The organism is Paracoccus sp. P2 (assembly GCF_046335115.1).
Taxonomy (GTDB): domain Bacteria; phylum Pseudomonadota; class Alphaproteobacteria; order Rhodobacterales; family Rhodobacteraceae; genus Paracoccus; species Paracoccus pantotrophus.
In genome coordinates, this window is sequence record NZ_JBGOSN010000052.1 from 1 (window position 1) to 24,638 (window position 24,638).

A 24,638-nucleotide genomic window follows, 5' to 3' on the forward strand; every position below is an offset into this window, starting at 1 on the left:
TCAACCCGATGCGGGCCTATTGCGTGGCGCTGTCGGCGGCGATCACGGTCATCCTGGCCAGCGCGCTGGGGCTGCCGGTCAGCTCGACCCATATCGCGGTGGGCGCGATCTTCGGCGTGGGCTTTTTCCGCGAATGGGATGCCGAGCGGCGGCTGAGGCAGGCCCGCATGGCCGTTCCCCGGCCCGCCGACCTGCCCGCCGCCGATCTGCCCCCCGCCGATCTGCCCCCCGACGAGCGCCGGCGCCGCAAGCTGGTGCGCCGGCTGCACGTGCTGACCATCGCCGCCGCCTGGGTCGTCACCGTCCCCGCCGCGGCAATGCTCTCGGCCATCCTCTTCCTCGTCCTGCGCCAGATCGCAGCCTGATACCCCCGACAACAAAGACCAATCAGCAGAAGAACAGAAAGGGGCAGCGCAGGGAAAGGCGGACCGCGCAGGGCCGGCCGGCGGTCCGGTCGGCCCCGGGTTTCGGCCCGGCGATGCGTCAGGACCGCTCGCTTGCCTTCCATTCCTCCCAGCTGGGCTGGCCCTTCATGAAAGCCTCGATCTGCTGGCGGTTGGCCTCCAGCCGGGGATCGTGGCGCAGGTAGAACCGGGTCTCGCGCGCGATCAGGCCCGACAGGATCAGCAGGCCGATCAGGTTCGGAATCGCCATGAGCCCGTTCATCACGTCCGAGAAGTTCCAGACCACGCCCAGCTGCACCGTGCAGCCCAGCAGCACAACCAGCGAGAACAGGATGCGGAAGGGCAGGACGCCGCGATGGCCGACCAGCCGTTCCAGGTTGCGCTCGCCGTAATAGGCCCAGCCCAGGATGGTCGAATAGGCGAACAGCACCAGGCCGACGGTGACGATCCAGTGCCCCCATTGCCCCGGCAACCCGTGGCTGAAGGCCTCTGCCGTCATGATCGAGGCCGAGATCTGCGACCCGGTCTGCGGATCGACCTGCTTCCAGACGCCGGTGGTGATGATGACGAGCCCGGTGCAGGACACCACGATGATCGTGTCGATGAAGGTCTGGGTCATCGACACCAGCCCCTGCCGCACCGGATGCGTGGTCTGCGCCGAAGCCGCGGCGATGGCGGCCGAGCCCATGCCGGATTCGTTCGAGAAGATGCCGCGCGCGACGCCGAACTGCACCGCGATCATGATCGTCGAGCCCAGGAAGCCGCCGGTCGCTGCCGTGCCGGTGAAGGCCTGCGAAAAGATCTCGGCCAGGGCGGCGGGCAGCGCCTGGATGTTGACCAGCAGGATGTAGAGCGCGCCCAGCACGTAGAACAGGATCATCGCCGGCACCAGACCGGCGGTCACGCGGCCGATGGACTTGATGCCGCCGACCAGTACCACCAGCGTCAGGCCGGCCAGCACGATGCCGGTGATCCAGGTCGGGATCAGGAAGCTGCGCTCGAGGTTCGAGGCGATCGAATTGCCCTGGGTCATGTTGCCGATGCCGAAACAGGCGCAGACGGCAAAGATGGCAAAGCACAGCGCCAGAGCCCTGCCGAAGCCGTTCGGGATGCCGCGCTCGAGGTAGTATTGCGGGCCGCCGTTCTTCTCGCCGACCTCGTCGGTGGTGCGGAAGCGCACGCCCAGGAAGGCCTCGGCATATTTCGAGGCCATGCCCAGGATCGCCGTGACCCACATCCAGAACAGCGCGCCGGGTCCACCGGCGGCGATGGCCGTCGCCACGCCGACGATATTGCCGGTGCCGACGGTGGCGGCCATGGCGGTGGTCAGCGCCTGGAATTGCGAGATGTCGCCTTCGGCGTCGTCATCCTTGCGCTTCAGCAAGCCCAGGCGCAGGGCTGCGCCCAGCCGGACAAGCTGGATGCCCCGCAGGCGGATCGTCAGGTAAAGCCCGGTGCCCAGCAGCAGGGGGATAAGCAGATACGGCCCCCAGACGATCCCGCCGATCCTTCCCAAGACTTCTTCTATCCGTTCGAGTCCCATCAATCCCGTCTCTTGTTGTTGCAATGGCCCGCAAACGGCGGGGCCGGGCGCGAAATGTCAAGCCCGGCGACCGCAAGACGGTCCGCGGCAGGCGACCCCGAGCGGAGGCCCGCGCAAGAGGATACATCCCGCGGAACTGGCACTCCGCCCGAGGGCCGAGGCGAAAGCCCCCGCGCGTGCCGGTCGGGGATGGCAGGGCGCGGGAGGGCGCGCTTCGAAGACATTGCCGAAGGAAACCCGGCGCATGGCATGGTCCGGTGGCAAGCAAGGCCTGGGGCGGGGCGAGGGCCTTGGCGGTCTCCCTTCGGCTTGCCAAGCGCGGCGGATGCCGGATACCGCGGCCGGGGGCGTCGGAGGGCGTCGGGGGGGCAAGCATCACGAACCACCGGCGCAGGCAGCACGGGGATGGTCACGCCGGCCCGCCTGGCCACGGGCTGTGGGGGCCGGGAATGAAACATCGCAAGACCGTCCGACGCGGACGCATTCGGACGGTCGGACGGACCGCCTAGGGCGGTGCCGCATGTAGCTGAAATCTAAGGATTTTTGGCTCCGGCGGTAGGGATCGAACCTACGACCAATTGATTAACAGTCAACTGCTCTACCGCTGAGCTACGCCGGAACACGGGGCGGTGTATAGCCTCGCTCTTTGGGGTCGTCCAGAGGGGTTTGCGGATTTTTTTCATCCATCCGAAAAATTCCTGGCCGGCCTAAGCCCGGCCGGGTCAATGCGCGGCAAACACCGAATCCGAGCCGATCGGCCCGGGGGTCGAGACCGCGCCAAGCTCGGACAGCGCGATCAGATGCGCCAGCACGTTGCGCGTCGCCGCGGGAATCATTGCCGGCGGGATGCGGTAGATTCGACGCGCCAGCGCCTCGGCCGTGGCGGGACCGTCGCGCAGCGCGGCAAGGATCTGCATCGTGCGCTCGCGCCGATGCGCGGCAAGCTCGGCCAGGCGCGCGGCGGGATCGCGCACCGCATCGCCATGCGCCGGCAGCAGCAGGCGCGCGCCCGCCGAATCAAGCCGCGCCAGCGAGCGGAAGTAATCCGCCAGATCGCCGTCCGGCGGCGAGATGATGGTCGAGGACCAGCCCATCACCACGTCGCCGCAAAAGATCGTCTCGTCCTGGCGAAAGGCCAGGTGGCCGGCGAAATGGCCGGGCGTGTGCAGCGCGGTCAGGCGCCATTCCTCGGTCTCGACCACCGCGCCGTCGGCCAGGGCGATGTCAGGGACAAAGCCGCGGTCCAGCCCCTCGCCGCCGTCGATGGCGCCTTCGCGCGCCAGCCGCGCCATCACCGCCGAGCGGCCGGCTTCGGCGGGGCCGAAGCCCAGGACCGGCGCGCCGGTCGCCTGGGCCAGGGCGTGGGCGCCGCCGGAATGGTCCAGATGCGCATGGGTGACGAAGATATGGCTGATGCGGCCGGAGCCGGCCGCGGCCAGGATCGCCAGGCGATGCGCGGCCAGGTCCGGGCCGGGGTCGATCACGGCGATCCGCTCGCGTCCCAGCAGGAAGGTGTTGGTGCCCGGCCCGGTAAAGGGCGAGGGATTGTCGGCGGTGATGATCCGCAGGGCTTTCTCGGCGCTTGTCATGGCGATAACCTAGCCATGGCAGGGCCCATATTCCAAGGGCCGGGTGGGACATGAGGCAATGAATTTCGACTGGCTGAAACGGACCATGCCGCGCGGGCTTTACGGACGGGCGGCGCTGATCCTGTTCCTGCCGGTCGTGGTGGTGACCGTCGTCGTCACCATCATGTTCCTGCAGCGCCATTTCGAGGACGTGACCCGGCAGATGACCGCCGGCATGGCGCATGAGGTCGCGCTGGTCGCGGCCCGCATCGACGCGGTCCCCGATATCGCGGCGGCGCGCGATTCGGCGGGCGAGGTCGCGGGGCCTTTGGGGCTGAAGCTGCTCCTGCCCGCCCCACCGGGCGCGGACTGGCGGACCTTCTACGACCTGTCGGGGCGCATCGTCATCGCCGAGCTGCACCGGCAGGTGCCCGCCGTGCGCGCCGTCGACCTGAGTCACCGGCGCGAGGTGCGTGTGACGCTTCAGGGCCGCTGGGGGCATTACCGGCTGGTCTTTCCGCGCAGCCGGGTCAGCGCCTCGAACCCGCATCAGCTGCTGGTGCTGATGGTGGGCACCTCGCTTCTGATGACCGCCATCGCGACGATCTTCCTGCGCAACCAGCTGCGCCCGATCAAGCGGCTGGCGCGCGCGGCCGAGGAATACGGCAAGGGGCGGATCATCCCCTATCGCCCCGCCGGTGCCAGCGAGATCCGCAGCGCCGGCACCGCCTTCCTGGAGATGCGCGCCCGCATCGAGCGCCAGAACGAGCAGCGCAAGCAGATGCTCTCGGGCGTGAGCCACGACCTGCGCACGCCCCTGACCCGGCTGCGGCTGGGCCTGTCGATGCTGAGCCCCGACTATCCGCCCGAGCCCGAGGAGATCGCGGCGCTGGAAAGCGACGTGGCGGCCATGGGCACCATGGTCGATGCCTTCCTGGACCATGCCCGCGACGCGGCGCAGGACGCACCGCCCCAGCCGGTGCCGGCGCTGGATTTCGTGCGTGGCATCGTCGCCGATGCGCAGCGCGGCGGGCAGCGGGTTGTCCTGCATTCGGTGGCCGGCGACGAGGCAGGCCGCGCCACCTTTCGCCGCGACAGCCTGCGCCGCGCCGTCGAGAACCTGATCGGCAATGCCGTGCGCTATGGCGAGCGTGCCGAGGTCGAGGCGGCGCTGGGGCCGAGCTATTTCCGCATCTCGGTCGAGGATGACGGGCCCGGCATCCCGCCCGAGCGGCGCGAGGAGGCGCTGAAGCCCTTTACCCGGCTCGATCCCGCCCGCAACCAGAATCGCGGCCAGGGCGTGGGGCTGGGCCTGTCCATCGCCGCCGACATCGCCCGCGCCCATGGCGGGCAGCTGCGGCTGGGCCGGGGCGAGCGGCTGGGCGGCCTGCGGGCCGAGATCGTGATTCCGCGCTGACCGGCGCGGTTGCGGCAAGGGACGTGGCGGGCTAAGGCTGTCGCAAGGACATAAGACAGAAGGGATTCCGCGATGCGGGCATTCGTATTTCCGGGGCAGGGCGCGCAGGTCGTCGGCATGGGGCGCGAGCTGGCCGAGGCCTATCCGGCGGCGCGCGAGGTCTTTGCCGAGGTGGACGAGGCGTTGGGAGAGAGCCTGTCCGAGCTGGTCTGGAACGGCGACATCGAGACGCTGACCCTGACGCGGAACGCCCAGCCGGCGCTGATGGCGACCTCGATCGCGGCCTTCCGGGCGCTGGAGGCCGAGGGCTTCGGCATCGGGGACGCGGATTTCGTCGCCGGCCATTCCTTGGGCGAATATTCGGCGCTTTGCGCGGCCGGTGCCCTGAGCCTGGCCGATACCGCGCGGCTTCTGCGCCTGCGCGGCCAGGCCATGCAGGAGGCGGTGCCGGTCGGCCAGGGCGCCATGGCGGCGATCCTGGGCCTGGATTTCGCCGCGGTGGACCAGATCGCGCGCGACGCGGCCGAGGGCGAGGTCTGCCAGGCCGCCAATGACAACGACCCGGCGCAGGTGGTGATCTCGGGCCACAAGGCTGCCGTCGAGCGCGCCGCGACGCTGGCCAAGGAGCGCGGCGCCAAGCGGGCGCTGATGCTGCCGGTCTCGGCGCCGTTCCATTCGGCGTTGATGCAGCCGGCGGCGGCGGCGATGGCCGAGGCCCTGGCTGCGGTCGAGATCGCCGCGCCGGCGGTGCCCTTGGTGGCCAATGTCCGCGCCGAGCCGGTGGCCGAGCCCGGCGCCATCCGGCGGTTGTTGGTCGAGCAGGTGACGGGCGCCGTGCGCTGGCGCGAGTCGGTCGAATTCCTGGCGGGCGCCGGCGTCACCGAGTTCTGGGAGATCGGCGCCGGCAAGGCGCTGTCGGGCATGATCAAGCGCATCGCCAAGGATGCCGCGGTCAGGAACATAGGCGCTCCGGCGGATATCGCGGCGCTGAAGGCATGAGGGGGCTCTGCCCCCATCCCTGCGGGATTCCCCCGGGGTATTTGGAAAACGGAGAAGAGCTTGATGTTTGATCTGACAGGCAGGAATGCGCTGGTGACCGGCGCTTCGGGCGGGATCGGCGGTGCCGTGGCCGAGGCGCTCCATGCCGCCGGCGCCACGGTGGCGCTGTCGGGCACGCGCGAGGCGCCGTTGCGCGAGCTGGCCGAGAAGCTGGGCGCGCGGGCGCATGTCGTGACCGCGAACCTGGCCGATGCGGCGGCGGTCGAGGCGCTGCCCAAGGCGGCGGCCGAGGCCATGGGTTCGGTCGACATCCTGGTCAACAATGCCGGGATCACCCGCGACAACCTGTTCATGCGCATGTCCGACGAGGAATGGGCACAGGTGCTGGAGGTCAACCTGACCTCGAGCTTCCGGCTGTGCCGGGCTGTCCTGCGCGGCATGATGAAGGCGCGCTGGGGCCGGATCGTGAACATCGGCTCGATCGTGGGCGCCACCGGCAATCCGGGGCAGGGCAATTACGCCGCTGCCAAGGCCGGGCTGGTCGGCATGTCGAAGAGCCTGGCCTATGAGGTCGCCTCGCGCGGGATCACGGTGAACTGCGTCGCGCCGGGCTTCATCGAGACGGCGATGACCGACAAGCTGAACGACGAGCAGAAGGGCCGGATCCTGGCGCAGATCCCCGCCGGGCGCATGGGTTCGGCCCAGGAAATCGCCGCTGCGGTGCTGTATCTGGCCAGCCCCGAAGCGGGCTATGTCACCGGCGCCACGCTGCATGTCAACGGCGGCATGGCGATGATCTGATGATGGTTTATGCGGGTTGCAAGATCACGTTCCCGTGCTATATCCCGCAAACAAGGCCGCAGGGGAACCGCCCTGGGCTCTGACCGGCAATCGCTGGAACATCTGGGCGGATTGCCCGCGAAAACGAGGAAGAGACATGAGCGATATCGCTGATCGCGTGAAGAAAATTGTCGTCGAGCACCTGGGTGTCGATGAAGAGAAGGTCACCGAGACCGCCTCGTTCATCGACGATCTCGGCGCCGATTCGCTGGACACCGTCGAGCTGGTCATGGCTTTCGAGGAAGAGTTCGGCATCGAGATCCCGGACGATGCCGCCGAGACCATCCAGACCTTTGGCGATGCGGTGAAATTCATCCAGGGCGCGGTCTGATCCAGCTCTGAGCAGCTTTTCGGGGCGGTGCTTTCGGTGGAAGGCGCCGCCCTTTTCCTTGGCTGCGGCGGTTTGACCCAGCGTCGCGGGGAACCGCCGCGCGGCTGCCTTCGTTTCAAGGGCGAACCTGACGAAGGAGAGTTTCATGGCCGTGAATGTCAAAGGGTTGAGCGACAATGCCCGCAAGACCGCGATCGCCGAGCTGAATGCCCGCCTTGCCGATGCGCTGGCGCTGTCGGCGGCGATCAAGCAGGCGCACTGGAACGTCAAGGGCCGCAACTTCATCGCGGTGCATGAGCTGTTCGACACCGTGAAGGCGCGGCTGGACGAGCATGTGGACATGATGGCCGAGCGCGTGCAGGTGCTGGACGGAGTGGCCGTCGGCACGGTCGAGAAGGTGGCCAAGGCCAGCACGCTGAAGGAATACCCCACCGACCTGACCAAGGCCGAGGATCATATCAAGGCCGTCTGCGAGCGGATGCGCGACTATGGCGAGAAGGTGCGCGCCGCCATAGACGCGACCGACGAGGCCGGCGATGCCGATACGGCCGACCTGTTCACCGCCGCCTCGCGTACGGCGGACAAGGATCTGTGGTTCCTGGAAAGCCATCTGGAATAGGCTTTCCGCAGGGTGAACCGGGGCCAGGGCCCCGGTTTGCCGCTTGTGCCGCGGGTTATTTCGGCATCGGCGCGGTGATGCCCTCGACATAGAAATTCATCGAGGAGAGTTCCTCGTCGCTGGCCACTTGCCCCTCGGCCAGCCAGTCGCTTCCATCCTGCTTCTTCAGCGGCCCGGTGAAGGGGTGGTATTCGCCCGCAGCGATCTTGTCCTTCAGCGCCAGCGCCTCCTCCTTGACCTCGGCGGGGACGGCCTCGGTGATCTCGCCGATCTCGACCTCGCCATCGCCGATGCCCAGCCAGACCGAATGCGAGGTCCAGCTGCCGTCCAGCACCTCGCCCACGCGCTTGACGTAATAGGGCGCCCAGTTGTCGATGATCGAGGAAACCCGCGGGCTGGGCTTGAAGGCCGCCATGTCGCTGGCCTGGCCGAAGCCGATGGCGCCGGCCTCCTGCGCCTTGGCCAGCGGCGCCGTGGAATCGGTGTGCTGCAGGATCACATCCACGCCCTCGGCGATCAGCGCGGCGGCGGCGTCGGCCTCTTTCGCGGGGTCGAACCAGCTATAGGCCCAGACCACCTTCATCTCGACATCCGGGTTCACCTTCTTGGCGTGGATATACGAGCTGTTGATGCCCTGGACCACCTCGGGGATCGGGAAAGAGCCGATATAGCCGATCTTGTTCGACTTGGTCATGCGCCCGGCGATGGTGCCCATGACGGCACGGCCCTCGTAGAAGCGGGCGTCGTAGGTGGCGACGTTCTCGGCGGTCTTGTAGCCGGTGGCATGCTCGAACTTCACGTCCGGGAACTTCTTGGCGACGTTGATCGTCGCGTCCATGAAGCCGAAGCTGGTGGTGAAGATCAGCTTGTGGCCGGAGAGCGCCAGCTGGGTGATGGCGCGTTCGGCATCGGCGCCCTCGGGCACGGATTCGATATAGGTGGTCTCGACCCGGTCGCCATATTCCTTTTCGACCGCCTGCCGGGCCAGGTCGTGCTGATAGGTCCAGCCGCCGTCGCCCACCGGGCCGACATAGATGAAGCCCACCTTCAGCTTTTCCTCTTGCGCCAAGGCAGGCAGGGCCGTGCTGGCCACCAGCGCCGCGGCGCTGCCAAGAAGGGTTCTGCGTTTCATGTCATGCTCCTTGCAGGTTGTGGCTATTTTAATGCGTGGAAGGGCCGGCCCAGGCTGGCGGGGGCCGCACCCCCGCCCGAGCGGCCGAATTTCTGCCGGGCCGAGATCAGCACCAGCACGATGATCGTGGCGAGATAGGGCGCCATGGAAAGCAGTTGCACCGGCACAGCGACGCCCGCCGCCTGCAGGCGCAGCTGCAGGACGGTGACGCCGCCGAACAGCCAGGCGCCGGCCAGCGCCCCCCAGGGGTTCCATTGCGCAAAGACCACGATGGCCAGCGCGATCCAGCCGGCGCCGGCGGTCATGCCCTCGGTCCATTGCAGCACCGTGGCGATGGAAATATAGGCGCCGCCCATACCCGCCAGCGCGCCGCCGAAGCCGATGGCCAGGATGCGCACCCGCCGCACCGGATAACCCAGGCCATGCGCGGCGTCGTGGTTCTCGCCCACCGCGCGCAGGATCAGGCCCGGCCGGGTGCGGGCCAGGAACCACCAGACCGCGGGCACCAGGACGATGCCCAGCCAGATCATCCAGTTCAGTCCCAGGGGGCCGGAGATCATCGCCGGGGCCTTCATCCCCTCATAGGGCTTGCCGAACATCGCGGTCAGGCCCAGGCCGAACAACGTCAGCGCCAGCCCCGTCGCCACCTGGTTCGACAGCAGGAATTGCGTCAGCACGGCAAAGCCCATCGACAGCGCCGCGCCGGCGAGCGCGGCGGCGGCGAAGCCAAGCGCCGGGCTGCCGCTGGCATGGGCGGCGGCGAAGCCGGCCAACGCGCCGGTGATCATCATGCCCTCGACGCCCAGGTTCAGCACGCCGGCGCGCTCGACCACCAGTTCGCCAAGCGCGGCGAACAGGATCGGCGTCGCCGCCCCGAGCAGCAGGATAAAGACGGACAGCGGGTCGATCATGCGCGCCTCCGAATGCGGTAGCGGGTGAGCAGGTCGAAGCCGAGCAGGAAGAACAAGAGCATCCCCTGGAAGACCTGCACCGTCGCCGCGGGCAGGTTCAGCATCATCTGCGCCAGCTCGCCGCCGATATAGGTCAGCGCCATCAAGAGCCCGGCGAGCAGGATGCCCAAGGGGTGCAGCCGGCCCAGGAAGGCCACGATGATCGCGGTGAAGCCGTAGCCCGAGCCGAAGCTTTCGGTGATCTGCCCGGCCGGGCCTGCGACCTCGAAAAGCCCCGCGAGGCCCGCCAGCGCGCCCGAGACGCCCAGGCACAGCGCCACCAGCCGCTCGGGGCGCACGCCGGCGAAACGGGCGGCGCGCGGCGCGGCGCCGGCGGTGCGGATGTGAAAGCCCAGGACATGCCGCGACATGACGAACCAGGTCGCCGCCAGGGCCAGCACCGCCGCCACGCCGCCCCAATGCAGGCCTGAATTGGCGATCAACTCGGGGTTCGCGGCGGGGTCATATTGCTGCAGGTTGCGCGAGCCGGGGAAGTTGAAGCCCTCGGGGTTCTTCATCGGGCCGAAGGCCATCCAGGCTGCGATGCGCTGCGCGACATAGACCAGCATCAGCGAAACCAGGATCTCGGACGCGCCGAACCAGTTGCGCAGCATGGCCGGGACCATGCCCCAGGCCCAGCCGCCCGCTGCGCCGGCCAGGATCATCGCCGGGAAGATCCAGAAGGCGTCAAGCGGATAGGCGGCCAGCGCCACCGCGGCGCCGCAGATGGCACCGATGATGTATTGGCCCTCGGCGCCGATGTTCCAGATCCCGGCGCGGAACCCCAGCGCCAGGCCCGAGGCGATCAGGATCAGCGGCCCGGCCTTGACCAGCAGTTGCGGCCGCGAATAGCCGGCGGCGGGGCCGAACAGCGGATCCCAGAAGATGGTGCGGATCGCGGCCAGCGGGTCGAAGCCCATGGCGGCGAACAGCCCGCCGCCAACGATCATCGTGGCCAGTACCGCCAGGACCGGGGTCGCGACCTGCCAGACCAGCGGCGCCGAAGCGCGGGGTTCAAGCCGGAACATGCGCCACCTCCATGCCATGGGCGCCGCCCAGCATCAGCCCGATCTCCTCGACCGTCAGCCCCTCGGTCGGGCGGGGCGCGGACAGCCGCCCCTGGTTCAGGGCGCAGAAGCGGTCCGAAAGCTCCAGCAATTCGTCCAGATCCTGGCTGATGACGATCAGTCCCGCGCCCTGTGCGGCCAGGTCCAGCAGCGCCTGGCGGATGGCGGCGGCGGCGCCGGCATCGACGCCCCAGGTCGGCTGGTTGACGACCAGCACCCGCGGCCGGCCCAGCACCTCGCGGCCGATGACGAATTTCTGCAAATTGCCGCCCGACAGCGCGCCCGCCGCCGTATCCGGGCCGGGGGTGCGCACGTCGAAGGCGCGGATCACCTGTTGCGCGAAAACGGTGGCCGCCTTGCGGTCGATCAGGCCCTTGCGGATCAGCCCCTGCCGGGCGCCCGCGGTCAGCAGCGTGTTCTCGGCCAGGCTGAATTCGGGCACGGCGGCATGGCCCAGCCGGTCCTCGGGCGCGGCCAGCAGCCCGGCGCGGCGCCGCGCCTCGGGGCCGGCGCGCGACAGGTCGCGGCCTTCCAGCGCGATGGTGCCCGGCGCGGTGGCGGTCTCGCCCGACAGCGCCGAGAGCAGTTCCTCCTGCCCGTTGCCGGCGACGCCGCCGATGCCCAGGATCTCGCCCGAGCGCAGGGACAGCGCGACATCCTTCAGCGCCATGCCCTCGCCGCCGACCGTGGACAGGCCGCGCACCTCCAGCACCGGCGCGGCGGGCTTGCGCCCCGATCGGTCCACCAGCCGCATCTCGGCCCCGACCATCATCGCCGCCAGTTCGCGCGCGGAATGGGCGCGCGGATCGACCGTGCCCACCAGCTTGCCCTGGCGCAGGATGGTGGCGCGGTCGCAATGGCTGCGGATCTCTTCCAGCTTGTGGCTGATATACAGGATCGCCGTGCCGGCCCCGGCCAATTGCCGCAGGGTGGCGAACAGGATCTCGGCCTCTTGCGGGGTCAGCACCGAGGTCGGCTCGTCCATGATCAGCAGCCGCGGGCTCTGCAACAGGCAGCGCAGGATCTCGACCCGCTGCCGCTCGCCCGCGGAAAGGCTGGCGATGCGGCGCGCGGGGTTCAGGGGCAGGCCGTAGCTCTGCGACAGTTCGGCGATGCGGCGCGAGAGTTCGGCGCGCGGCGGCGGGTTCTCCATCCCCAGCGCGATGTTCTCGGCCACGGTCAGCGCGTCGAACAGGCTGAAATGCTGGAACACCATGGCGACGCCGGCGGCACGAGCGGCGCGCGGATCATGCGGCGCGTAGGGCGCGCCCAGCAGCGCCATCCGCCCCTCGTCCGGCCGCACCAGGCCATAGATCATCTTGACCAGCGTGGATTTGCCGGCGCCGTTCTCGCCCAGCAGGGCATGGATTTCGCCGGCCTCGACCGCGAAGGACACATCGTCATTGGCGCGCACGCCGGGATAGGTCTTGCCCAGGCCCTCGGCCCGGAAAACATTGCTCACTGTTGCGCGCCTCGCTGCTTTTTGCGCAAGATTAGCGGTTTTCCGCCGAGGGGCAATTGCACAGTTGGGCAGGTCGCCCCTAGATTGGCGCCATGCCTGAAAATTCCCCCCGATTCATCCACCTGCGCACCCATTCCGAACATTCGCTGCTGGAAGGCGCGGTGCCGGTCAAGAAGCTGGCCGATCTTGCGGCGCAGAACGGCATGCCCGCCGTGGCGCTGACCGACAGCAATGCCCTGTTCGCGGCGCTGGAATTTTCGGTCAAGGCGCAGGATGCCGGCGTGCAGCCAATCATCGGCTGCCAGGTCGCGCTGGCGGGGGATGTCACCGGCCCGGTGGTGCTGCTGGCGCAGAACGAGGCGGGCTGGCTGAACCTGATGGCGCTTTCGACCTGCCTTTACCTGCGCGACGACCATGCCCTGCCGCATGTGACGGTCGAGGAGCTGGAGAGCCATGCCGAGGGGCTGATCTGCCTGACCGGCGGCGCCGGCGGCCCGCTGGGGCAATTGGTGCTGCAAGGCCGGCAGGCCGAGGCGCGCGCGCTGACGGAAAGGCTGGCCGCCGCCTTTCCGACCCGGCTTTACGTCGAATTGCAGCGCCATCACGATGCCGAGGGCCAGCCGGTCCCCGAAGAGGCGGGTTCCGAAGGCGGCATGATCGACATCGCCTATGCGCTGGACCTGCCGCTGGTCGCGACCAATGACGTCTATTTCCCGAAGCCCGAGCTTTTCGACGCCCATGACGCGCTGATCTGCATCTCGGAACGCGCCTATGTCGACCAGACCGCGCCGCGCCGCCGGCTGACCCCGCAGCATTACTTCAAGACCGCCGCCGAGATGGCGACGCTGTTCGCCGACCTGCCCGAGGCGGTCCAGAACACCGTCGAGATCGCCCGCCGCTGCGCCTTCGCGGTCAAGAAGCACAAGCCGATCCTGCCGCGCTTTGCCGATGACGAGGTCGAGGAGCTGCGCCGCCAGGCCTGGGACGGCTTGCGCGCCCGGCTGGCGGTGATCCCGCATTCCGCCCCGGTCGAGGAATACGAGGAACGCCTGCGCTTCGAGCTGGGCATCATCGAGCAGATGGGCTTTCCCGGCTATTTCCTGATCGTGGCCGATTTCATCAAATGGGCCAAGGAACACGGCATTCCCGTCGGCCCCGGCCGCGGCTCGGGCGCGGGGTCGCTGGTCGCCTATGCGCTGACGATTACCGACCTGGATCCAATCCGTTACAGCCTGCTCTTCGAGCGGTTTCTTAATCCGGAACGGGTGTCGATGCCCGACTTCGATATCGACTTCTGCATGGATCGCCGCGAGGAGGTGATCCAATACGTGCAGGAGAAATACGGCCGCGACAAGGTCGGCCAGATCATCACTTTCGGCGCGCTGCTGTCCAAGGCCGCGGTGCGCGACGTGGGCCGCGTCTTGCAACTGCCCTTCGGCCAGGTGGATCGGCTCAGCAAGATGATCCCGGTCGAGGGCGTCAAGCCCGTCAGCGTCACCAAGGCGCTGGCCGACGAGCCGCGCCTGCGCGAGGCGGCCCGCGAAGAGGTGGTCGGCCGTCTCTTGGACTATGCCGCCAAGATCGAGGGCTTGCTGCGCAATGCCTCGACCCATGCCGCGGGGGTGGTGATCGGCGACCGGCCGCTGCACCGGCTGGTGCCGCTTTACCGCGATCCGGCCTCGGACATGCCGGCGACGCAGTTCAACATGAAATGGGTCGAGCAGGCGGGGCTGGTCAAGTTCGACTTCCTCGGCCTCAAGACCCTGACGGTGATCCAGAATGCGGTCGATCTGATCAATGCCGGCGGGCGGCCGCTGCATGTCGCGGCCGACGGCCGGGTGCTCTACGAGCCGGCCAAGGGGGCCGAGAACCAGATCAACGCCATCCCGCTGGACGACAAGCCCAGCTATGACCTGTTCGCCAGCGCCCGGACGGTGGCGGTGTTCCAGGTCGAAAGCTCGGGCATGATGGACGCGCTGCGGCGCATGAAGCCGACTTGCATCGAGGATATCGTGGCGCTGGTCGCCCTATACCGCCCAGGCCCCATGGAGAACATCCCGACCTATTGCGAGGTGAAGAACGGCCTGCGACCCCTTGAATCCATTCATCCTTCCATCGATCACATCCTGGCCGAGACCCAGGGCATCATCGTCTACCAGGAACAGGTGATGCAGATCGCCCAGGTCATGGCCGGCTATTCGCTGGGCGGCGCCGATCTGCTGCGCCGCGCCATGGGCAAGAAGATCGCCGAGGAGATGGCCAAGGAACGGCCGAAATTCGTCGAGGGCTGCAAGCAGCAGGGAATCGACGCGAAGAAGGCCGGAGAGGTCTTTGACCTGCTTGAGAAATTCGCCAATTACGGTTTCAACAAGTCGCATGCGGCGGCCTATGCCGTGGTCAGCTACCAGACCGCCTGGCTCAAGGCCAATCACCCGGTCGAGTTCATGGCCGCGGTGATGAACTGCGATATCCACCTGACCGACAAGCTCGCCGTCTACAAGCGCGAGGCCGACCGGATGGGGATCGAGACCATGCCGCCTTGCGTCAACCGCTCCGAGGCCACCTTCAGCGTCAAGGACGGCAAGATCCTCTATGCGCTCGGCGCGCTCAAGGGCGTGGGCGTCGAGGCGATGAACCTGATCGTGCAGGCCCGCGGCGAGCGGCCCTTTGCCGATCTGCACGACTTTGCCCGCCGCGTGGACATGCGCCGGGTCGGCAAGCGGCCGCTGGAGATGCTGGCCCGCGCCGGCGCCTTCGACGCGCTGGAACCGAACCGGGCGCGGGTGCTGAAATCACTGGACGGGCTGGTCGCCTGGTCGGCGGCGGTGCAGGCGGCGGCGGCCTCCAGCCAGTCCTCGCTTTTCGGCGGGGGCGAGGATCTGCCGCCGCCGCGGCCGGTCGCCGCGCCGGTCTGGATGCCGGCCGAGAAGCTGGCCGAGGAACATGCGGCGGTGGGCTTCTACCTGTCCGGGCATCCGCTGGACGACTATCAGCCGGCGCTGCGCCGCAAGGGGGTGCAGACGCTTGCCGAGGTGACGCAGGCGGCGGCCGACGGGGCGCTGGTGGCGCAACTGGCCGGCACCGTGGCGCATCGGCAGGAAAAGAAATCCGCCCGCGGCACCCGTTTCGCCTTTGTCGGCCTGTCCGACCCGAGCGGGCTTTACGAGGTCACGGTGTTTTCCGACACGCTGGACGCGCATCGCCAGCACCTTGAGCCGGGCGAGAACGTCGTCCTGCAGGTCCAGGTCGAGCCTTCGGGCGACCAGGTCAAGCTGCTGGCGCGCTCGGTCATGCCGTTGGAGCAGGCGGTGGCGGATGCCGGGGCGAACCGGCTGGCGGTCGAGATCGCCGGGCTGGACGCCGTGCCCGCCGTTGCCGAGGCGCTGTCCCGCATCCTGGCCGAGTTGAACGCCCCCGCCCGCGCCCGCGGCCCCATCGCCTTGCGGCTGAAGGATGGCGCGGACCTGGTCGATATCGAGATCGCCGAGGATGCGCCGCTGACCACGCCCGCCCGCCAGGCCCTGCGCGTGATCCCCGGCGTGCTGGAGGTGCTGGAGGAATAGGGGCCGGGTGCGGTGCCCGCATTGTCCCGGCATTCCCGTCCCGCCGTTCCGCAAGCCGGGCCTGCGCGCGGGCGCGCCGGGCTTCAGCTTGCACCATTGCCGGTTGGCAGGCGATGCATCTGCCAGCAACTGTATCTGTCAGGCGACTTGAAGCCCCCATGTTTTGCGCGCTTTGCATAGAGCGTCGACGATAGTGATGAGCTTGCGGGCGACCGCAGTGATGATGACCTTGTGCGGTTTTCCGGCGTCGCGCAGTCGCTGCGCGAAGGCCTTCAGTATGGGGTTGTGATGTGCGGCGACGAGGGCGGCCTGGAACAGGATATGCCGCAGAGGGAGTGTCCTGCATTTTGTGTATCTGGCCGGTCCCATGCGGTTTCAGATACTCAAGCGGCTACGCGAGCGGCGAAGCGCTCGCCGAACGTTATGGCGAACTGGTTGCGGGCCGCAAACCATTCCCGGACGTTGCGGCCATCCTTCTCGAAGCTGCGGATCGCCAGGTAGATCAGCTTGGTCGCAGCCTTGTCCATCGGGAGCGATCCGCGTGCCTTGATGGCTTTCCGGATCACGCGGTTCAGGCTCTCAATGGCGCTGGTCGTATAAACCACCTTTCGGATTGCCGGATCGAAGGCGAAGAACGGGATCACCTCGGCCCATGCCCGGCGCCAGGCGGGGGCAATGGAGGCGTGTTTCCCGGCCCATTTTTCCTCGAAAGCATCAAGCTCGGCTGCGGCCATGTCGGCGGTCGTGGCCCGGTAGATCCGGTGCAGATCGGCTGCCACCGCCTTGCGGTCCTTCCATGAGCAGAAGTTCAGGCTATGGCGAACCAGATGCATCGAGCCATGGGAACGCCACTGGTCCGAGAGACCATGGCGAGGGCAGGTCTGGACCATGGCCTCCGGAAAGGCGGCGGTGATCGCCTCCGAAAAGCCCTTCAGCCCGTCCACCACCGCGATCAGGTGGTTCTGGAGCCCGCGGTTCTTCAATTCGTTCATCGCCGAGCGCCAGAATTTGGCGCCCTCGCTCTCGGCGATCCACAGGCCCAGAGCCTCGCGCAGGCCGTCGCGGATGCCCGCGCCCGCAACATCGGCTCTGTCGCGGCGACCGGCATCGGGGTGTCTGCCGCCAGCTCCCGGACAGGGTGTTCGAACCTGCCAGGGGAGATCGCGCCGACCTTCACCCGAAGTTCCGCAGCAGCCCCCGCAGGGAGAGCTCCAGAGCGATGAAGCCTTGCTGACCGGCCTGGCGGGCACCAAGCCGCGCGCGGTTCCTGCGCCGAGATCGACTTGCGATGAACGGGCCGGAACCAACCGAGATGAAGCAGGCGCGCAATGCCTTCTGTGTCCCGCCGGTCCGTCTTGACCGGCATGGCCTGCAGAGCGCCCTTCACCTGCCGGGTTTCCATCAACACGACCTCCAGTCCCGCCTCGGTCAGCCCTCGGTGCAGCCATTGCGACAAGGGCCCTGCTTCAAGGCCAATGGCGGCGATGGTGTCCTCTCATTCCCGGATCCGGCGCGTCCGCGCTTCAGGCTCGCTGGCAGCCTGCGCCTCCATCATGAACTTTCCATGTTCGCTGATCACGCAGATAGCGGTCTTTTCCAGCGATACATCCAATCCAGCAAACAACTTCATCCTGCAATCCTCCGCCTGGATCCGATACGGAACGGCGACAGCTTGCCCCTGATCTTGCAAGCGGTAACGGGTGGCGCGCGACGCAGGCCCCGTCACCGCATCTCAGGGCTCAGGATAGGGGGCGGACCGGCTTGGCGGCCTTTTCCGCGGTGCCGGGCGGCTGGCCCGGTTCGGAGCCCATACCGTCCCAATCAATGCGGGCCAAGGCCGCCATGCGCAAGGCCAAGGCGACGCTGTTTGCAGCAGTTCGCCGCCGGCGTGCCGGCTCCTCATCCCGGGCGGAAATTTTGCTCGACGACGGCTTCCATGGAGACATGGCTGGAGGTGTTGCTGACATGGGGCAGGGTGGAGATCTTCTCGGCCAGGATGCGCCGGAAATCGGCCATGTCGCGCGAGCGGACCTTCATCAGGTAGTCGCAGCCGCCGGCGATCATGTAGCATTCCTCGACCTCGGGGATGGCGCGGACGGCGGCGTTGAACTGCTGCAGCGCATGCTCGCGGGTGTCGTTCATGCTGACCTCGACATAGGTCACATGGGTCAGGCCCAGCTTCAGGGGCGACAGGATGGCGCGATAGCCGGTGATCAGGCCGATCTCTTCCAAGTGCTTGATGCGCTGCGCCACCGGGGTCTTGGACAGCCCGACCCGCCGCGCCAGCTCGGCGATCGGGATGCGGGCGTTCTGCGTGAGTTCCGCCAGGATCCTGCGGTCCTGCGCGTCCAAGTTCAGGTCCATTCTGAAAATCGCCTCGATTTTGTTCCAACGGCCTAGAAAGTGGCCCATTTTCAGGCGCACCGCCTAGTCGGCATCTGGTAATACTGCCCTATCGAATAAGGAGATCGGCATGATACGTGTCAACCCCACCGAGCTTTCCGGCGCGTTTTCCACCCAGGCGAAATTCGCCGACGAGGCGGAACTGCTGAACCGGCTGGTCGCGCAGGCGGCGCTGAGCCCCGCGGCCCGCGCCGCGATCACGCGCCGGGCCGCCGATCTGGTACGCCGCATCCGCGACGAGGCCAAGCCCACGATGATGGAGCATTTCCTGGCCGAATACGGGCTGTCCACCCGCGAGGGCGTGGCGCTGATGTGCCTGGCCGAGGCGATGCTGCGCGTCCCCGACCGCATGACCATCGACGCGCTGATCGAGGACAAGATCGCGCCATCGGACTGGGGCCGGCACCTGGGCGAGGCGTCGTCCTCGCTGGTCAATGCCTCGACCTGGGCGCTCATGCTGACCGGCAAGGTGCTGGACGACGACCAGGCCGGGATTGCCGGCACCCTGCGCCGCGCCGTGCGGCGGCTGGGCGAGCCGGTGATCCGCACCGCCGTCGGCCGCGCCATGAAGGAGATGGGCCGGCAGTTCGTGCTGGGCCAGACCATCGAAGCCGCGCTGGAGCGCGCCAGCAAACGCGAGGCGCAGGGCTTTACCTACAGCTACGACATGCTGGGCGAGGCGGCGATGACCGGAGCGGATGCGGCGCGCTACGACCGCGCCTATTCCGACGCCATCGCGGCCATCGCGAAAGCCTGCACCAAGGGCTCGGTCGAGGAGAATCCCGGCATTTCGATCAAGCTTTCGGCCCTGCATCCCCGCTATGAGGTGGCGCAGGAGGCCCGCGTCATGACCGAGCTGGTGCCGGTGGTGCTGAAGCTGGCGCGGCAGGCCAAGGCTGCCGGCATGGGCATGAATATCGACGCCGAGGAACAGGACCGGCTGGTGCTGTCGCTGAAGGTGATCGAGGCGGTGCTGGCCGATCCCTCTCTGGCCGGCTGGGACGGGTTCGGCGTGGTGGTGCAGGCCTATGGCAAGCGCGCCGGGCAGGTGATCGACTGGCTCTACCAGACCGCCACGCGGCTGGACCGCCGCATCATGGTGCGGCTGGTCAAGGGCGCCTATTGGGATACCGAGATCAAGCGGGCGCAGGTCGAGGGCTTCCCGGGCTTTCCGCTGTTCACCAGCAAGGTCGCGACCGATGTCAGCTACATTGCCAATGCCCGCAAGCTGATCGGCTATGCCGACCGGATCTATCCGCAATTCGCCACCCATAACGCCCATACCGTCGCCGCGATCCTGGAGATGGCGGGCGAGACCCGCTTCGAGTTCCAGCGGTTGCACGGCATGGGCGAGCGGCTGCACGACATCGTGCTGCGCGACTATAACGGTCGCTGCCGCATCTATGCGCCGGTCGGCGCGCATCGCGACCTGCTGGCCTATCTGGTGCGCCGGCTGCTGGAGAACGGCGCCAATTCCAGCTTCGTACACCAGATCGTGGACGAATCCGTCTCGCCCGAGGAGGTCGCACGCGATCCCTTCGAGGCGCTGGCGGACGCCCGCCCGCCGCGCTCGCTGGTGGCGCCCGAGGCGCTGTTCGGCGCCTCGCGCCGGAACTCGACCGGCTTCGACCTGACCGACGAGGAGACCCTTGCGCGTATCTACGCTGCCCGCGACGTGGCGATCCCGGATGCGATGCCGCTGACCGTCTCGGAGCCCAGGGGCAAGATGCAGGATGTGGTCAACCCGGCGACGGGGGAAAGGATCGCCCGGGTGATGATGGTCGATGCCGAGACCGCCGCCCGCGCCATCGAGGACGCGCGCATCTGGGACGCGCCGGCGGAGGAGCGCGCCGCGGTGCTGCGCCGTGCGGCCGATCTTTACGAGGCGCATTACGGCCCGATCTTCGGCATTCTCGGCCGCGAGGCCGGCAAGTCGCTGGCCGATGCGGTGGCTGAACTGCGCGAGGCGGTGGACTTCCTGCGCTATTACGCCGCCGAGGGCGAGAATTGCTCCGATGCCCCGCGTGGCATCGTCGGCGCGATCAGCCCGTGGAACTTCCCGCTGGCGATCTTCACCGGCCAGATCGCGGCGGCGCTGATGGCCGGCAATGCCGTCATCGCCAAGCCGGCCGAGCCGACGCCCGTCATCGCCGCCTATGCCATCGGCCTGCTGCATCAGGCGGGGGTTCCGAAAACCGCGCTGCAACTGCTGCCCGGCCGCGGCAGCGTGGTCGGCACGGCGATGACCTCGGATGCGCGCGTCGCGGGGCTGGTCTTCACCGGCTCGACCGAGACCGCGCAGACCATCGCTCGCACCATGGCCGCGAACCTGGCGCCCGGCACGCCGCTGATTGCCGAGACCGGCGGGCTGAACGCGATGGTGGTGGATTCCACCGCGCTGCCGGAACAGGCGGTGCGCGACATCGTGAACTCGGCCTTCCGCTCGGCCGGCCAGCGGTGTTCTGCGCTGCGCTGCCTTTATGTGCAGGAGGACGTGGCCCCGCATCTGATCGAGATGATCAAGGGCGCCATGGACGAGCTGCGTGTGGGCGACCCCTGGGATCTGACCACCGATGTCGGCCCGGTCATCGACCCCGGCGCGCAAAAGGAAATCGCCGATTACATCGCCGCCAATGCAAACCGCGTGCTGCACAGGCTGGCCGCGCCGTCGCGGGGCTATTTCATCCCGCCGACCCTGCTGAAGGTCTCGGGCATCAATGACCTAGAACGCGAGATCTTCGGCCCGGTCCTGCATGTCGCGACCTTCAGGGGCGACCAGCTGGACCAGGTGATCGCCGAGATCAACGCCCGCGGCTTCGGCCTGACCTTCGGGCTGCACACCCGCATCGACTCGCGCGTGCAGGAGGTCTCGGATGCGATTCATGTCGGCAATATCTACGTCAACCGCAACCAGATCGGCGCCGTGGTCGGCAGCCAGCCCTTCGGCGGCGAGGGGCTGTCGGGCACCGGGCCCAAGGCCGGCGGGCCACGCTATGTGCCGCGCTTCTTTACGCCCGCCGCGCCTGCGGCCTCTGCCGGCACCTGGCAGGGCCAGGCCGACGAGGCCCGGCTGCGCGGCGCGCTGGCCGGCGCGGCCCCGAAGAAGATCGAGGAACAACTGATGCCCGGCCCCACGGGCGAGCTGAACCGCCTGACGGCGCATAGCCGCCCGCCGGTGCTGTGCCTCGGCCCCGGCCCGCAGGCCGTGGCGGCGCAGGTGGCGGCGGTCCAGGCGCTTGGCGGGCAGGCCGTCGGTGCCGATGGCGCGCTGCCCCCCGAGGCCCTGACCCGGCTGCCGCAGCTTTCCGCCGTGCTGTGGTGGGGCGACGAGGCGCAGGGTCGCGCCTATGCCCAGGCCCTGGCGGCGCGCGAGGGCGAGATCGTGCAGTTGATCACCGCGATGCCCGACCTTGCCCATGTCGCGCATGAGCGCCACCTTTGCGTCGACACCACCGCAGCAGGCGGCAACGCCGCGCTGCTGGCCGGCTGACGGTTCGCGGGGGGCCGCTGCGGCCCCCTGTCTTTCTGAACGGGTCCGGCGCGGCCGTTCCCTGAGCCATCGGCCCCGCCGGCGGGGCCGAGGCCGGGCCGGAAAGGACCGCCCGCCGCTTCGCCCGGCACCGGATGGCGCATGAGCGCCTCCGCTTGGCCGCGCTGCCGGGGACGAAGGGAAGGGGCGAGCCGAACATGACGCGGATCACCGACGAATACCGCCGCGCCCGCCCGCAGGGCATCAACCCAGGCCGGGGCGGCCGTGGCGATGGCCGCCGGGCAGGGCAGGGGCTTTGCTCCGCCCCGGATTGCGCGACCGCTTCCAGAGAATAAACCGCCCATGCAGCGCAGGACGCGGCGGCCCGAACTGGGGACGCGATCGCGCCGGCGGGCCTCAGCCCGGACCGGCATGGCCGAGGGGGCGGGACAGTTCATGGCCGCGCTCGGCCAGCCTTGCCGACAGAAAGCCGATCACCGCCCGCACCCATTGCATCACCCGCAGGTCGCGGTGGCAAGTCGGCCAATAGGTCCGGGTCAGGCGGACCCGGTCGGGCAGGACGATCTGCAATTCGGGATATTTCGCGGCGATGTACCAGGGCAGCACACCGATCCCCAGCCCGCCCCGCACCGCCGCCAGCTGGTTGAAGATGCTGGAGCTTTTCACCCCGGCCCGGATCGCGGGATGGATCTCGCCCAGATAGTCCAGGCCGGGGGCGAAGATCATCTCCTCGATATAGCCGACGAAGCGCAGCCGGGGCAGATCCTCGGGGCTGGCGATCGGCGGCAGGCTGCGCAGATGCTCGCGCGTGGCGTAAAGATGCAGCGTATAATCCACCAGCCGCTCGGAGCGATAGGGGCCGCTCGTCACCGGATCCAGCGTGATCGAGATGTCCGCCTCGCGCCGCGACAGCGACAGCACCTGCGGCATGGTGATGAGTTCCAGCGAGATCAGCGGAAACTCCGTGGCAAAGGCCGGCAGCAGATGGGTGGAAAACAGGCTGCCGAAGCCCTCGGGCATGGCCAGCCGCAGCGGCCGCGTCTGGCCGGTGGCGGCGGATTGCTCCAGCGGGATCAGCCCGGCGGCTTCCTCCATCCGCTCGGCCGCCTCGATCAGGCGCTGCCCGGCCGGGGTCGGCTCGTAGCCGCGGGGATTGCGCTCGAACAGGCGGGTATTCAGCGCCTGCTCCAGCCGGTCGATGCGGCGCGAGACGGTGACATGCGAAGTGCCCAGATGCCGCGCGGCCCGCGAAAGCTGGCCTTCGCGCACAACCGCCAGAAAGAATTGCAGGTCGTCCCAGCTGAGATTGGCCATCTGTTCGAAAACGCACACACCCTGTAAGAAATTAAACCTCTCTGAACACTTGTGTCAAAGCGGAATTGTCGGCATCGTTCGATGCGAGAGGGGCAAGGCGAGAGTCGCCCCCTCGCGGGTAACAGGACAGCATTCCCACCCGGCAGGCAGAGGCGGCCGGCGGAAGGGATGCGCCTTTAGGAGGACATAATGCGAAAGATTCTGCTGTCGACCGCCGCGGTCGGCCTTATTGCTACGCCTGCCCTGGCCGAAATTTCGGACGGCAAGGTCAAGATCGGCATCCTGAACGACCAGTCGGGCGTCTATGCCGATTTCGGCGGCAAGTATTCCTATGAGGCCGCGCGGATGGCGGTCGAGGATTTCGGCGGCACGGTGCTGGACGCGCCGATCGAGGTCGTCACCGCCGACCACCAGAACAAGCCCGACATCGCCTCGAACATCGCCCGGCAATGGTATGATACCGAACAGGTCGATACGATCATGGAGCTGACCACCTCCTCGGTCGGCCTGGCGGTGCAGGCGCTGAGCCAGGAAAAGAAGAAGATCACCGTCAATACCGGCGCCGCCACGACGGAACTGACCGGGGCGCAATGCACCCTCTATGGCTTCCACTGGGCCTATGACACCCATGCGCTGGCCGTGGGCACCGGCGGCGCGCTGGTGAAAGAGGGCGGCGACAGCTGGTTCTTCCTGACGGCCGACTATGCCTTCGGCTATTCGCTGGAAGAGCAGACCGGCAATTTCGTCAAGTCGCAGGGCGGCACGGTCGCGGGCGCGGTGCGCCACCCGCTGGCGACGACGGATTATTCCTCGTTCCTGCTCCAGGCGCAGTCCTCGGGCGCCAAGGTGATCGGCCTGGCCAATGCCGGCATGGACACGCAGAACGCCATCAAGCAGGCGGCCGAGTTCGGCATCACCGCCGGCGGCCAGCGCCTTGCGGCGCTGCTCTTCACCCTGGCCGAGGTGCATGGCATCGGGCTCGATGCCGCGCAGGGACTGACGCTGACCGAAAGCTTCTACTGGAACCGCACGCCGGAATCGCGCGAGTTCGGTGAACGCTTCAAGGAACGCACCGGCGTCATGCCGAACATGGTCCATGCCGGCACCTATTCGGCCGTCACCCAATATCTCAAGGCGATCGAGGCCGCGGGCACAGACGAGACCGAGGCCGTCGCCGCCAAGATGCACGAGATGCCGGTGGACGACGTCTTTGCCCAGGGCGGCAAGGTCGGGCCCAACGGGCGGCTGATCAAGGATGTCTACCTGATGGAGGTCAAGGCCCCCGGCGACGTGACCGAGGATTGGGACTATTACAACGTCCTGGCCACCATTCCGGGCGACGAGGCCTTCCTGGACCCCGCCGAAAGCGGCTGCCCGCTGGTCCAGTGATGGCGGCGCTTGCTATGCAATCCGAGCCGCGGGTGGTTTTGTCCGCCCGCGGCCTTGGGCGGGATTTCGCGGGTTTCACGGCGGTGAACGATGTCGACCTGGACGTGGCGCATGCGCGCATCCATGCGCTGATCGGGCCCAATGGCG

The 24,638-nt window shown here is 68.1% G+C and carries 19 protein-coding genes, 1 tRNA gene and 1 pseudogene; 10 read left to right on the plus strand and 11 right to left on the minus strand.

Annotation, left to right across the window (positions count from 1 at the left end; translation table 11 throughout):
• Nucleotides 1-365: inorganic phosphate transporter (locus ACDP63_RS20875; RefSeq protein ID WP_409928584.1), on the plus strand; the 365-nt coding region annotated here is incomplete at its 5' end.
• Between the two features lie 118 nt (nt 366-483).
• On the opposite strand, the gene ACDP63_RS20880 is transcribed toward ACDP63_RS20875, so the two are convergent.
• The 3 genes from ACDP63_RS20880 to ACDP63_RS20890 all read right to left on the minus strand — a co-directional run bounded on the left by ACDP63_RS20880 (nt 484) and on the right by ACDP63_RS20890 (nt 3,536).
• Nucleotides 484-1,920, minus strand: coding sequence for an alanine/glycine:cation symporter family protein (locus tag ACDP63_RS20880; protein WP_231486722.1), 1,437 nt, complete (start codon nt 1,918-1,920; stop codon nt 484-486).
• Nucleotides 1,921-2,491: 571 nt separating this feature from the next.
• A tRNA-Asn gene (locus ACDP63_RS20885) sits at nt 2,492-2,566 on the minus strand.
• 103 nt (nt 2,567-2,669) lie between these two features.
• Nucleotides 2,670-3,536 (minus strand): MBL fold metallo-hydrolase, encoded by an 867-nt coding sequence (locus ACDP63_RS20890; protein ID WP_024844367.1) that lies wholly within the window; start codon nt 3,534-3,536, stop codon nt 2,670-2,672.
• 58 nt (nt 3,537-3,594) lie between these two features.
• Here ACDP63_RS20890 and ACDP63_RS20895 point away from each other — a divergent pair, with 58 nt between their 5' ends.
• From ACDP63_RS20895 to dps, 5 genes are all read left to right on the plus strand, one after another.
• The gene (locus ACDP63_RS20895) at nt 3,595-4,932 is read left to right on the plus strand and encodes an ATP-binding protein (protein ID WP_024844368.1); all 1,338 of its coding nucleotides are present in this window, start codon (nt 3,595-3,597) and stop codon (nt 4,930-4,932) included.
• A gap of 72 nt (nt 4,933-5,004) precedes the next feature.
• Nucleotides 5,005-5,931 (plus strand): ACP S-malonyltransferase, encoded by a 927-nt coding sequence (gene fabD / locus ACDP63_RS20900; RefSeq protein ID WP_024844369.1) that lies wholly within the window; start codon nt 5,005-5,007, stop codon nt 5,929-5,931.
• A gap of 63 nt (nt 5,932-5,994) precedes the next feature.
• Entirely contained in the window at nt 5,995-6,732 is a 738-nt protein-coding gene (gene fabG, locus ACDP63_RS20905) for a 3-oxoacyl-ACP reductase FabG (RefSeq protein ID WP_024844370.1), read from the plus strand.
• A 136-nt stretch (nt 6,733-6,868) separates the two neighbouring features.
• Entirely contained in the window at nt 6,869-7,102 is a 234-nt protein-coding gene (locus ACDP63_RS20910; protein WP_011748063.1) for an acyl carrier protein, read from the plus strand.
• Nucleotides 7,103-7,229: 127 nt separating this feature from the next.
• Nucleotides 7,230-7,721, plus strand: coding sequence for a DNA starvation/stationary phase protection protein Dps (gene dps / locus ACDP63_RS20915; RefSeq protein WP_256233597.1), 492 nt, complete (start codon nt 7,230-7,232; stop codon nt 7,719-7,721).
• Nucleotides 7,722-7,776: 55 nt separating this feature from the next.
• On the opposite strand, the gene ACDP63_RS20920 is transcribed toward dps, so the two are convergent.
• From ACDP63_RS20920 to ACDP63_RS20935, 4 genes are read right to left on the minus strand one after another with little or no spacing between them, the layout of a single operon-like run.
• Nucleotides 7,777-8,853, minus strand: a complete 1,077-nt coding sequence (locus tag ACDP63_RS20920) for a BMP family ABC transporter substrate-binding protein (protein ID WP_024844372.1) — start codon at nt 8,851-8,853, stop codon at nt 7,777-7,779.
• 23 nt (nt 8,854-8,876) lie between these two features.
• A complete protein-coding gene (locus ACDP63_RS20925; RefSeq protein WP_024844373.1) occupies nt 8,877-9,764 on the minus strand; it encodes an ABC transporter permease in 888 nt (295 codons plus the stop codon).
• Complete coding sequence (locus ACDP63_RS20930; protein ID WP_024844374.1) at nt 9,761-10,831, minus strand: ABC transporter permease; 1,071 nt, start codon at nt 10,829-10,831, stop codon at nt 9,761-9,763. The genes ACDP63_RS20925 and ACDP63_RS20930 overlap by 4 nt, the downstream gene beginning before the upstream one ends.
• Nucleotides 10,818-12,332, minus strand: a complete 1,515-nt coding sequence (locus ACDP63_RS20935; protein WP_024844375.1) for an ABC transporter ATP-binding protein — start codon at nt 12,330-12,332, stop codon at nt 10,818-10,820. The genes ACDP63_RS20930 and ACDP63_RS20935 overlap by 14 nt, the downstream gene beginning before the upstream one ends.
• A 92-nt stretch (nt 12,333-12,424) precedes the next feature.
• Between ACDP63_RS20935 and dnaE the strand changes: the two genes are divergently transcribed.
• Nucleotides 12,425-15,895 (plus strand): DNA polymerase III subunit alpha, encoded by a 3,471-nt coding sequence (gene dnaE, locus ACDP63_RS20940; protein ID WP_024844376.1) that lies wholly within the window; start codon nt 12,425-12,427, stop codon nt 15,893-15,895.
• A 383-nt stretch (nt 15,896-16,278) separates the two neighbouring features.
• Here the strand turns inward: dnaE and ACDP63_RS20945 are convergent, their stop codons facing one another.
• The 3 genes from ACDP63_RS20945 to ACDP63_RS20955 all read right to left on the minus strand — a co-directional run bounded on the left by ACDP63_RS20945 (nt 16,279) and on the right by ACDP63_RS20955 (nt 18,259).
• On the minus strand, nt 16,279-17,343 hold the full coding sequence (locus ACDP63_RS20945) for a transposase (RefSeq protein WP_231486726.1): 1,065 nt from the start codon (nt 17,341-17,343) through the stop codon (nt 16,279-16,281).
• Between the two features lie 47 nt (nt 17,344-17,390).
• Complete coding sequence (locus ACDP63_RS20950; protein ID WP_256233568.1) at nt 17,391-17,525, minus strand: hypothetical protein; 135 nt, start codon at nt 17,523-17,525, stop codon at nt 17,391-17,393.
• A gap of 269 nt (nt 17,526-17,794) precedes the next feature.
• The gene (locus ACDP63_RS20955; protein ID WP_024844378.1) at nt 17,795-18,259 is read right to left on the minus strand and encodes an Lrp/AsnC family transcriptional regulator; all 465 of its coding nucleotides are present in this window, start codon (nt 18,257-18,259) and stop codon (nt 17,795-17,797) included.
• A gap of 109 nt (nt 18,260-18,368) precedes the next feature.
• Here ACDP63_RS20955 and putA point away from each other — a divergent pair, with 109 nt between their 5' ends.
• The gene (gene putA, locus ACDP63_RS20960; protein ID WP_024844379.1) at nt 18,369-21,788 is read left to right on the plus strand and encodes a bifunctional proline dehydrogenase/L-glutamate gamma-semialdehyde dehydrogenase PutA; all 3,420 of its coding nucleotides are present in this window, start codon (nt 18,369-18,371) and stop codon (nt 21,786-21,788) included.
• Between the two features lie 396 nt (nt 21,789-22,184).
• Here the strand turns inward: putA and ACDP63_RS20965 are convergent, their stop codons facing one another.
• Nucleotides 22,185-23,102 carry a LysR family transcriptional regulator gene (locus ACDP63_RS20965; protein WP_409928585.1) on the minus strand — a complete coding sequence of 306 codons (918 nt, stop codon included), beginning with the start codon at nt 23,100-23,102 and terminating at the stop codon, nt 22,185-22,187.
• 189 nt (nt 23,103-23,291) lie between these two features.
• On the opposite strand from ACDP63_RS20965, the gene ACDP63_RS20970 reads away from it, so the two are divergent.
• Complete coding sequence (locus ACDP63_RS20970; RefSeq protein ID WP_409928586.1) at nt 23,292-24,491, plus strand: ABC transporter substrate-binding protein; 1,200 nt, start codon at nt 23,292-23,294, stop codon at nt 24,489-24,491.
• 14 nt (nt 24,492-24,505) lie between these two features.
• Nucleotides 24,506-24,638 (plus strand): annotated as a pseudogene (locus ACDP63_RS20975) (ABC transporter ATP-binding protein); the annotation flags it as partial.

Bases quoted from the DNA above. Each gene is read 5' to 3' on its own strand.
- ACDP63_RS20890 (WP_024844367.1), bottom strand. From the start codon at position 3,536: ATGACAAGCGCCGAGAAAGCCCTGCGGATCATCACCGCCGACAATCCC.
- ACDP63_RS20895 (WP_024844368.1), top strand. From the start codon at position 3,595: ATGAATTTCGACTGGCTGAAACGGACCATGCCGCGCGGGCTTTACGGA.
- fabD (WP_024844369.1), top strand. From the start codon at position 5,005: ATGCGGGCATTCGTATTTCCGGGGCAGGGCGCGCAGGTCGTCGGCATG.
- fabG (WP_024844370.1), top strand. From the start codon at position 5,995: ATGTTTGATCTGACAGGCAGGAATGCGCTGGTGACCGGCGCTTCGGGC.
- ACDP63_RS20910 (WP_011748063.1), top strand. From the start codon at position 6,869: ATGAGCGATATCGCTGATCGCGTGAAGAAAATTGTCGTCGAGCACCTG.
- ACDP63_RS20920 (WP_024844372.1), bottom strand. From the start codon at position 8,853: ATGAAACGCAGAACCCTTCTTGGCAGCGCCGCGGCGCTGGTGGCCAGC.
- ACDP63_RS20925 (WP_024844373.1), bottom strand. From the start codon at position 9,764: ATGATCGACCCGCTGTCCGTCTTTATCCTGCTGCTCGGGGCGGCGACG.
- ACDP63_RS20930 (WP_024844374.1), bottom strand. From the start codon at position 10,831: ATGTTCCGGCTTGAACCCCGCGCTTCGGCGCCGCTGGTCTGGCAGGTC.
- dnaE (WP_024844376.1), top strand. From the start codon at position 12,425: ATGCCTGAAAATTCCCCCCGATTCATCCACCTGCGCACCCATTCCGAA.
- ACDP63_RS20945 (WP_231486726.1), bottom strand. From the start codon at position 17,343: ATGGCTGCACCGAGGGCTGACCGAGGCGGGACTGGAGGTCGTGTTGAT.
- ACDP63_RS20950 (WP_256233568.1), bottom strand. From the start codon at position 17,525: ATGAAGTTGTTTGCTGGATTGGATGTATCGCTGGAAAAGACCGCTATC.
- ACDP63_RS20955 (WP_024844378.1), bottom strand. From the start codon at position 18,259: ATGGACCTGAACTTGGACGCGCAGGACCGCAGGATCCTGGCGGAACTC.
- putA (WP_024844379.1), top strand. From the start codon at position 18,369: ATGATACGTGTCAACCCCACCGAGCTTTCCGGCGCGTTTTCCACCCAG.
- ACDP63_RS20965 (WP_409928585.1), bottom strand. From the start codon at position 23,102: ATGGCCAATCTCAGCTGGGACGACCTGCAATTCTTTCTGGCGGTTGTG.
- ACDP63_RS20970 (WP_409928586.1), top strand. From the start codon at position 23,292: ATGCGAAAGATTCTGCTGTCGACCGCCGCGGTCGGCCTTATTGCTACG.